The sequence below is a fragment of the Endozoicomonas sp. ALC013 genome, assembly GCF_049310205.1.
GTDB lineage: Bacteria > Pseudomonadota > Gammaproteobacteria > Pseudomonadales > Endozoicomonadaceae > Endozoicomonas.
Map to the genome: position 1 here is coordinate 1 of NZ_JBLYNS010000167.1, position 9,806 is coordinate 9,806.

The 9,806-nt window shown below is 51.5% G+C and carries 8 protein-coding genes; 3 read left to right on the top strand and 5 right to left on the bottom strand.

What is annotated here, in order from left to right:
- Window positions 1-57 precede the first annotated feature (57 nt).
- Window positions 58-303, bottom strand: coding sequence for a zf-HC2 domain-containing protein (locus ACO6V1_RS20705; protein ID WP_422460375.1), 246 nt, complete (start codon window positions 301-303; stop codon window positions 58-60).
- Complete coding sequence (locus ACO6V1_RS20710) at window positions 297-893, bottom strand: RNA polymerase sigma factor (RefSeq protein ID WP_422450030.1); 597 nt, start codon at window positions 891-893, stop codon at window positions 297-299. Before ACO6V1_RS20710 ends, ACO6V1_RS20705 begins: the two co-directional genes overlap by 7 nt.
- Window positions 894-995: 102 nt before the next feature.
- Between ACO6V1_RS20710 and ACO6V1_RS20715 the strand changes: the two genes are divergently transcribed.
- A complete protein-coding gene (locus ACO6V1_RS20715; RefSeq protein ID WP_422460377.1) occupies window positions 996-1,589 on the top strand; it encodes a DoxX family protein in 594 nt (197 codons plus the stop codon).
- Between the two features lie 42 nt (window positions 1,590-1,631).
- Here the strand turns inward: ACO6V1_RS20715 and ACO6V1_RS20720 are convergent, their stop codons facing one another.
- Window positions 1,632-2,027 (bottom strand): acyl-CoA thioesterase, encoded by a 396-nt coding sequence (locus tag ACO6V1_RS20720; RefSeq protein ID WP_422460379.1) that lies wholly within the window; start codon window positions 2,025-2,027, stop codon window positions 1,632-1,634.
- Between the two features lie 228 nt (window positions 2,028-2,255).
- Between ACO6V1_RS20720 and ACO6V1_RS20725 the strand changes: the two genes are divergently transcribed.
- On the top strand, window positions 2,256-4,400 hold the full coding sequence (locus ACO6V1_RS20725) for a MutS-related protein (RefSeq protein WP_422468312.1): 2,145 nt from the start codon (window positions 2,256-2,258) through the stop codon (window positions 4,398-4,400).
- Here ACO6V1_RS20725 and ACO6V1_RS20730 read toward each other — a convergent pair.
- Together ACO6V1_RS20730 and ACO6V1_RS20735 are read right to left on the bottom strand one after the other, a co-directional pair.
- Window positions 4,290-5,876, bottom strand: a complete 1,587-nt coding sequence (locus ACO6V1_RS20730) for an ATP-binding protein (protein ID WP_422450026.1) — start codon at window positions 5,874-5,876, stop codon at window positions 4,290-4,292. The two genes, ACO6V1_RS20725 and ACO6V1_RS20730, sit on opposite strands and share 111 nt — an antisense overlap.
- Window positions 5,877-5,904: 28 nt before the next feature.
- Window positions 5,905-6,621 (bottom strand): winged helix-turn-helix domain-containing protein, encoded by a 717-nt coding sequence (locus tag ACO6V1_RS20735; protein ID WP_422450025.1) that lies wholly within the window; start codon window positions 6,619-6,621, stop codon window positions 5,905-5,907.
- A gap of 817 nt (window positions 6,622-7,438) precedes the next feature.
- On the opposite strand from ACO6V1_RS20735, the gene nrdA reads away from it, so the two are divergent.
- On the top strand, window positions 7,439-9,709 hold the full coding sequence (gene nrdA, locus ACO6V1_RS20740; RefSeq protein WP_422450024.1) for a class 1a ribonucleoside-diphosphate reductase subunit alpha: 2,271 nt from the start codon (window positions 7,439-7,441) through the stop codon (window positions 9,707-9,709).
- Window positions 9,710-9,806 lie beyond the last annotated feature (97 nt).

Sequence of the window (9,806 nt, forward strand, 5' to 3'; positions counted from 1 at the left end):
CGACTGCATGGATGCAGGAGCTAGGGCAACGCAGGAGCAGTTGCCGCGTAGGGCAGTCTATTCTCGGTCAGGCTCCCAGGGTGAACCGTTAATTTTATCCATGACCGACTTCACTTCATCATCAGACGCCGGTTCACTGACGGAGTGCTCTGCCAGCTTTTTAATGGCGGCAAACTGTTTGAGAAAACGTCGGCAATGGTGGCACATGATCAAATGCATTCGCATACTCAGACGCTGTTGCCAGTTCAGCTCGTCATCCTGAAGCTGACCCGCCATTTGCTCGATATCCCGACATTTCAACATCGGCCTGTCTCCTGAAACTGTTCAATACCGGAATACAGCGTTGCCCGCGCCCGGTGCAGCAGAACCCTGACATTGGCTGCGGACTCACCGATAAAACCGGAAATATCATCCAGTGACATCTGGCTGAAATCTTTCAAGCCAAACACCAGACGCTGCTTCTCCGGCAACATGGTGATCTTATGGTTCAGGCAGTCCATCAGTTCCCGTTTATCCAATAGCGCCCCCGGCCCATCGATGTGCCAGTTGGAAGGCGGCTGTTGCCAATGGCCATCTTCTTTAAAACGATGGGCCAGCGGCGCTTCTTCCGGAGCATCGGACAGCAGCTCACGTTTCTGCCGACGATAGCGGGAACGGGCTTCATTGGCGGTAATGGTCAGCAACCATCCCTTGAAACTGCCTCTGGGCTGCCATTGAGGCAGTTTCTGATGCACCGTCAACCAGGCTTCCTGGACAATCTCATCGGCATCACTTTCGCCCACAATCGGCAGGGCAACGAAGCGCATCAAGCGATAGTAATGCTTCACCAGCACTGTAAACGCCTGCTGATCACCATTTTGTGCCTGTTTTATTATTAACGCTTCATCGTCCATATCGTTACAAACCCGGAATGAAAAAATGACCTGCACACTGTAACAATCCCACGGCTGAAACGTTGAGTGAATAACTCAATAAGAACATCCAGGGAATCAGCCATGAATAAGATCCTGTCACTCTACCAAAAAACAGCAGGTTACCTCCATCACGCTGATGGGCTTCCATTGCTGGCCCTGCGTCTGTACCTTGCCCCCATTTTCTGGATTGCCGGCACCAACAAACTGGCGCACTTTGACGATATTGTGGTGTGGTTTGAGCATGGACTGGCCCTCCCCTTCCCCTGGCTGATGGCAGCACTGGCGACCTGGACAGAGATTATCGGCGCTGTGCTGCTGGTGGCCGGCCTGGGCATTCGGTTGATTTCAGTCCCATTGATCATCACTATGCTGGTGGCTATTTTCGCGGTGCACTGGCCCCATGGCTGGCAGGCCATTGCTGACCCGGGCAGCTTTGCTGCCAATGAACACGCCGCTGAAGCAACCCAAAGACTGAATGGGTTTCTGGGCTGGCTGAAGTCAAACCATCCCGGCCGCTACCACTATATTACCGAGTTTGGCAAGCCGGTGATTCTGAACAATGGCATTGAGTTTGCCGCCACCTACCTGGTGATGTTGCTGGTGCTGGTTTTCCAGGGAGCCGGACGTTATGTCAGTCTGGATTATTTTGCCGGAAGGAAACTGCTGAACAAATAACGATCAGAAACGTCAGACAAGCGCTGACGTTTTTATCCTTTGTCATGCCAGTGGAAATACCCGGTCAATGTCTTCTGATAGAAAAGGCCGCCCTTTAGCGTTCACTGATGTACCAATAACCAGCGCATCGATGGCCAGCCTGTTATCCCGTTTCCGGAAGATTTTCTGTTTAAAACCAAATTTCAGTTTGGAAAGTCGCACGGGTTCTACTTCTACATAAAACTCGTCCCCGGGTACCAGCGACATTTTGTAATCCATCTCACTTCTCAGCACCACCAGATGAATTTTCTCTGCAGCCAGCCTGGCAAAGTCGATAGCGTTAGCGTGCAGAAACTCATGCCGTGCATGCTCCAGATAATTGAAATAGACACTGTTGTTGACGATTCCCTGCAGGTCGCACTCATAGTCGCGAACCTTCATCTCCAGACGGAATGACATGCTTTACTCCCTCGATCAATCGCTTGAAATGGATCACATCATCAGTGTATGGCGAGACTATGGCTTCTCATCTATTTTTACACAAGCTTAAGGGGATATGAGTTGCTCAATTGACAATAAATCCGCTCATTGGCCTAAAAAACCGGGATTGTAACCCTGATTACCCAAAGGCCTCTGATGTGCAACATGAAATGTTAAACAATAAAAACTGTCCATCGAAAATACCCAATGAAATCAAGAGCCACTGATTATTTAATATTCCTGTTAATCACATCCATTACCACAAGTCTTAATGCTGACGCAGGCATGGAGATCACCAACACTTATCAGCTGATACATGATCACCTGGCAAAAATCCACTCCGCAGATAAATACAAAAACGCCATAAACTCGCGTAACCAGAAACAGGAGTTACCTGAAATTCTTCTGTCCCCGGGAGAAAGACGCAGCATTCTTTTGCAAAATTTTTCCCGTACTCATAAAACGGGCAACGAGATAATGACCCATCATGCCGTTAAAGACCTGCATATTCTCAGTGGCACCGTACAAAACCCCGGACATAGCCTGCTCGGCAATTTAGGCTCTCCGATGACGGTCGCTGGTGAAATTATGCTGGCCAACCTGCTGATATCCCCAATTACGGATATAGAGGTTCTTGAAAAACGCCAAAACGCACTTCAATACTTGCTGGATCACCCCAAAGTCATCTTTCAGATTGAGGAGCAACTGATCCGCTATGCCGCGGATGAAGATGGACTCATTGCCCTGCTCGACCCTTCTGATGCCGTGAACAGCCCCCATTTTGATGAGATTGATTACCAGACATACATTCCGGGGCTCACCTCCGATGCCTTCTATGAAGAGATTGCCCGCCGATTAAACGACATCATTAGTGTTATGAGTGCATTGAATGTACCTATCGGCCTGATCGGGTCGACGCTGCTTGGCAAGTTTGACTCGCAATACGGAATTATTCATGGGCTTCTCAATTCAGCCATCAACCTGCCAGCCAATATGAACCTGGCCATCTCTGAAATGCACGATCACTTTCAGGGGCTTCCACCACCGGTCAAAATTTTCACCTTCGGTAGCTTTGCGGTACTGCAAATGATCGCCATTTATCAATCATACTGGCTCTTTCAGGATAATCGGGCCGCTTACACGTTTGTCATGGAGCGCAGCCGCAGACCCGGAAGAGCATTGGCCAGCGCCAGAGCACTAGAGCAACTGGCCCGGCATCACCCGGCCCTTGAGGATATTCTGGACCATGACAGCGGCTTCCTGAAATTTCGCAATTCCACCCAGATTCAGGAGATAGCCACACTGCTAAACGATGCGCCGGAGAAAACACCCGACACACTCGCCTATCTGGCAACCAACATGGGACGCTACAAAAGAAGCCTGGTGCTGCTGCGCCGAAACCACATCCCACTGATCAGGATTATGCAAGCCACCGGTGAGATTGATGCCTGGCTGACCGTTGCCAAGCTGCTGAGGTCGTCTTCTTACCGGGAAAATAATCCGTTGTGCTTTGCACAATATCAAGTATCAGCGCAACCGGGTATCGAGCTTCAAGGCTTCTGGAACCCTCTGCTCTCCCCTGCCATTGCGGTTTCCAATGACCTTGCCGCCAACCACGCCATAGCACCGACCAATATCATTATTACCGGGCCGAATGCTGCAGGAAAATCCAATGCCATGATTGCTGCTGCACTCAACGTCATTATGGCGCAGACACTGGGTATATCTCCGGCTGCGTCCTTTAAACTGACACCATTTTCCTTTATTCATACCGTCATTGAGCCTGAAATGATTACTGGCGTTTCCAGTTTCAGCGCAGAATCAAAACGCGCTATCAAGCTGCTGGAGGCATTACGCGCATTGGAGACTGGTCAGTTCAGCATTGCTTTTCTGGATGAAATTTTCAGCAATACCAGCCCTGAAGAAGGGGAGATCGGTGCACTCACCTATATAAAATCGATTGGCGATTTACCCGGGACGATCAGCATTTCTTCTACCCACTATGCCCGGCTGGCCTCACTGGCTGATCAGTTCCCGGACAGGTTTCAAAATCTTCATGTCAGCGCTGAGATCAACAGTGAAGGCCGCCTGCACTATGATTATGTCCTGAAACCCGGCTTCTCAACCCAGAACGTTGCCTTCCATATTCTCAAAGAGGAAGGCGTCCAGGAGGACTTTCTTGAAATTCTTCAAGATCTTCTTGATGTTCCCGGGGAGACGTTCCCGGAAACATCAGAAACTTTAATGCCTCTGCTTCCTGGGCCAGACCAGACTGAACCGGGCTCCCCCCAGGGGACTGTGGCTGACCAGCGCCCGCCCCCCATGCCAGTACATAATCCGCCGGACGATTGAGAGCCCCAGACCATAGCCTCCTGACTTGCGTGTTCTGCTGTCGTCCAGTCGGGAAAAAGCAGAAAATACCCGTTCCCACTGCTCTTCCGGAATCCCGGCCCCGTCATCATCCACATCAATACGACAAGTGTCCTGGGTGGATGAAAAACGCACCTGAACTTTACTGTCCGCATAGCGACAGGCATTGCCTACCAGGTTCTGTATCGCCCGATGAATATAGCGCCGGTCAATTTCGACAAACCGCCTCGGGTTTAACACATTGCAGGGAATATGCTCGATCTCAACCCGGTTCTGTAATCTGAGATGCTCGCCAACCACCTGGGCCACTACTTTATCAACGTCATGACGTTTCAAACGGAGGGTCGGGGTTCCCTGCTCCAGGTTGGCATAGGTCAGAAACTCATCCACCAGATGATCCAGTTCCTGGATATCCTGGTCCATGCCCTCCAGCTGGGCCTCCCGCGCTTCCTGTGTTCTGGCATCGGCAATCAAATCCAGGCCAAAGCGCAACCTTGCTACGGGGGTTCTTAATTCATGGGATACGCCATGAATCATCTCTTTTTGCAGACTCAGCAGACGCTGAATATGGTCGGCCATGGCATTAAACGCCATGGCCAGGCGACCAATGGAATCCGCCCCGCCAACATTAACCCGTACTTCAAAGTCTCCCCGGCTAAAGCGTGTCGCCGCTCTTTCCAGTTTTCGCAGCCGCTTCTCCATTCCCCTGACCAGGATATAGATGGCAAGGCTCAGAGAGATCAAGACGAACAGCCCCAGGGTCAGGATCAGTTTAAAAGGATAAGGGTTCAGTAATTTCAATGGACCAAGATGGAGTATCTGATCACTGTCCTTCATCTGGGCATAGAGCTGGAGCGATTCATCCCTGATGTTCAACACAGTCACAATACTGCCCTGCTGCAACTGGGTGTTTTGCAGGGGCGTTAACGACGTAGCGGAGTGAACAATGGACACAGGAAAGCTCAGCGATTCTCCGGATCGCTGAGCCAATACCGTCACTCGCTCATCCGCAGAGTAATGGCTGAGCAGGTGTCTGAGAAAAACAATGGTACCACTTGCCATTTGTTCAGATATCTCCGCCACCCGTCCCTGCAACAACCACCGGTCATCAATCAAGGCGGTAATAACTGCGGCCTTTTCCGTCAGCATCTGAACATCAATCCCCCCTAAAGAGAGCTGCTCAATCTCTTTAGGTGTGAAGTCGGATCGCTCCAAAGGCAACATTGAAAAAGGAATCGACAGTTTATGTCCCCACTCTCCCAGCCACTTATGCCGCTGCTCTTCTGGCATGGCGGCCAGTACTTCAGAGACGAGACGGAAGGTCCCTCGGGCCATATCTTCCCGGTACTCGGCCAATCGAACACCATTGACAATAGTGACCACTATGCCAGACAGCACTGAGACCAGAACCAGGGAAAACAGCAGGCCGCCATAGATACGAAGAAAAATACTGCTCATGACGCTATGCCAGCAACTTACTCATTTGTCACATGCTCTTCACAAAAAGATACCCTTTACTGCGCACCGTCTTGATCAGACGAGGGTGCATCGGGTCGTCGCCAATTTTGGGGCGAATGCGTGAAACCCTGACATCGATGGAACGGTCCTGACCGTCGTATTCAATCCCGCGCAACTGGGCAAAGATCTCTTCCCGGCTCAACACCCGGCCAGCATTTGAACAGAGCAGCCAGAGCAGATCAAATTCAGCGCTGGTGAGGTCGACGCTCTGGTCATCCAGCCAGGCCTCACGCATGGAGTTATCAACCACCAGCGCGCCAAAGCGAAGGCTATTCTGCACTTCCGGCTCGTCTTCTAACGGTGCCGAGCCCCTTCTCAGCAGGGCTCTTATACGGGCAAGCAATACTCTTGGACGGACCGGTTTGGCAACATAATCATCCGCACCCATTTCCAGCCCCAGCACTTCGTCAAGGTCATCGGTGCGGGCAGTCAGCATCAGTATCTGACCATGATACTGGCCTCGCACCCGGCGACAGATGGACACCCCATCTTCCCCCGGCAGCATCAGATCCAGTACCACCAGATCGGGGCGCTCACTCAAAATACGTTCAACGGCCTTACCACCATCACCTTCCACCGACACCTGAAGGCCATTATTTTCAAGATACTCACGGGTCAGGGTTGCCAGACGCTCATCATCCTCAACAATCAGGATGCGACCCGTTTCTGCATTATCCAAAGCCATTGTTTTACACCCCAGGGTTTAAGAGACGAAATATTGAAAGCGGCAAAAAACCGGCACTTCACTGGCAATCTGATGGTTTATGGGCCGTAGATGTTACACTACCGACGATCGAACGTCCTCCCCGGAACCGGAGCAGGCCCAAACATTTCTGAATCAACGTCCGGAAGCCAGAGTATTCATGATTTTTTTCTCCGAAGCGGACTCAGAATATTTTTTTATTTTGACAAAATCCCATCTTGAGCTTGCAAACTTCTCGTTCTGTCTGAAAAAGTTACCCGGGAGTTAGTGGGCACCAACACCGAAAGAAATCCACATCTTATCCACAGCAACCCCCCGCTTTTATCGGCTTGAATTTCTCCCGACTGCGCATTATCTTGTGTAGATAAACGGCCGCTACACTATATATGGTACCCCTCGCTGCTGAGTAACACATTGCCGCCTGAGCAACCCGGCATACCGGAAATGCCTCAGGCAACAGTCCAGCCAAACAGCGGATTTACTGTTGGCAGCAGCACATAACGGAAGAGCGGACGGTAATCAGGGAAGAATGCTTATACAGATTGTCAGCTGCGCGGCCTCGCGGTTCCGCCGCTACAGCCTGTCTCGCAGAGGCGGGGATCTGACTCATCAGGTATATCCCGGACAGATTCATAGTCTCACAGCCACCGCAGTGTACAGTGGCTGGCGATAAGACAGTGATGGACAGCACGTGCAGTAATACTGTCTGCTGGTCTGACCGGGCCATGAAGCGTGCTGCAAGGTCATTGATAGCCGCGCTTGATCAAGCGTGTTCATTGAATACACAGGTAAGGGCTGAATGAATAAAAATATCCTGGTCACCAAGCGTGACGGAGATAAGGAACAACTGGATCTTGAGAAGATCCATAAAGTGATTACATGGGCAGCCGAGGGCCTGGACAACGTCTCCGTTTCTGAAGTTGAACTTAAGTCTCACATACAGTTCTACGATGGCATCAAGACCACGGATATCCATGAAACACTGATCAAATCCGCTGCCGACCTGATTTCGGCCCAGGCTCCGGACTATCAGTATCTGGCTGCCCGCCTGGCCATCTTCCACCTGCGGAAAAAGGCCTACGGCCAGTTTGAACCGCCCGGACTGTATAGCCATGTGGTCAAACTGGTGGAGATGAAGAAGTATGACCAGCACCTCCTGACGGACTACAGTGAAGCTGAGTTTGATCAGATGGAACGCTTTATTGATCACCGCCGGGATATGAACTTCAGCTATGCAGCGGTCAAGCAACTTGAGGGCAAATACCTGGTGCAGAACCGGGTAACCGGCGAGTACTACGAGAGCCCCCAGATTCTGTACATGCTCATTGGTGCCTGCCTGTTTGCACAATACCCGAAAGAGACTCGCCTGGATTTCATTGAGCGTTTCTACCATGCGGTGTCCACCTTCAGACTCTCTCTGCCCACCCCGATCATGTCCGGGGTACGTACACCTACCCGTCAGTTCAGCTCTTGCGTACTGATTGAATGCGGGGACTCACTGGACTCCATCAATGCCACGTCCAGCGCTATTGTTAAATACGTCAGCCAGCGGGCGGGGATTGGTATCAACGCCGGTAATATTCGCGCCCTGGGCAGCCCGATCCGTGGGGGAGAAGCCTTCCATACCGGCTGTATCCCTTTCTACAAGCACTTCCAGACGGCCGTAAAATCGTGCTCTCAAGGTGGTGTTCGCGGTGGCGCAGCGACCCTCTTCTACCCGATCTGGCACCTGGAAGTTGAAAACCTGCTGGTTCTGAAAAACAACCGGGGGGTGGATGATAACCGCGTTCGCCACCTCGACTATGGCGTGCAGTTTAACAAGCTGATGTACCAGCGCCTGATCGAAGGCGGTAATATCACCCTCTTTTCACCCAGCGATGTGCCGGGACTTTATGATGCGTTCTTTGCTGACCAGGAAGCGTTTGAAAGGCTCTATAAGCAATATGAGCAGGACAGCAGCATCCGTAAGACCACGCTGAAGGCGATTGAACTCTTTTCACTGTTTGCCTCCGAGCGGGCCAGTACCGGGCGGATCTACCTGCAAAACGTCGATCACTGCAATACCCACAGCCCATTTGATCCGGCAGTGGCCCCGGTTCGCCAGAGTAACCTGTGCCTGGAAATTGCCCTGCCCACCAAACCCCTGGATCATATCCATGACGAAGAGGGCGAGATTGCCCTGTGCACCCTGGCCGCATTTAACCTGGGTGCCCTGAAGGATCTGGCAGAACTGGAAGAGTTGTCAGAACTGATTGTGCGTGCCCTCGACAGCCTGCTGGACTACCAGGACTACCCGGTTGCTGCTGCTTACAACTCAACCATGGGACGGCGTCCCCTGGGTGTCGGGGTGATTAACTTCGCCAACTACCTGGCCAAAAACAATGTCCGGTATTCGGATGGCTCCGCCAATGGCCTGACCCACCGCACCTTTGAAGCCATTCAATACTACCTGTTGAAAGCGTCAAACAAGCTGGCCAGAGAGAAAGGCACCTGCTCCAAATTCAATGAGACCACGTATGCCAAGGGTATCTTACCTATCGATACCTACAAACGTGACCTTGATACGGTTTGTGAAGAGTCCCTGCATCTTGACTGGGAAAGCTTGCGTGAGGAGATCAAGTCGTTCGGCCTGCGCAACTCAACACTGACCGCCCTGATGCCATCCGAGACATCATCCCAGATCAGTAACGCCACCAACGGTATTGAGCCGCCCCGGGGCTTTGTCAGCGTTAAGGCCAGCAAAGATGGCATTCTCAAGCAGGTTGTTCCTGATTTCGTCGAGCTTAAGGATCGTTATGAACTGCTCTGGAACATCCCGAACAACGATGGCTACCTTCAGCTGGTTGCCATCATGCAGAAGTTTGTCGACCAGACGATCTCAGCCAACACCAACTATGATCCCGGTCTCTTTGAAGGCGGCAAAGTTCCGATGAAGCTGCTGCTGAAAGACCTGCTGACCGCTTACAAACTGGGCGTAAAAACACTGTATTACCACAATACCCGTGATGGTGCCGCTGACGCTCAGAATGACATGGATGATGACTGCGCAGGGGGGGCCTGCAAAATCTGATGAACATCCCTTGTCAGAACTATTGATCAATAGCGAACAGCAATCCTGTCTATAGCGCAAATGCTTATAGATAAATAACGCGGTTCGCATCACTCTA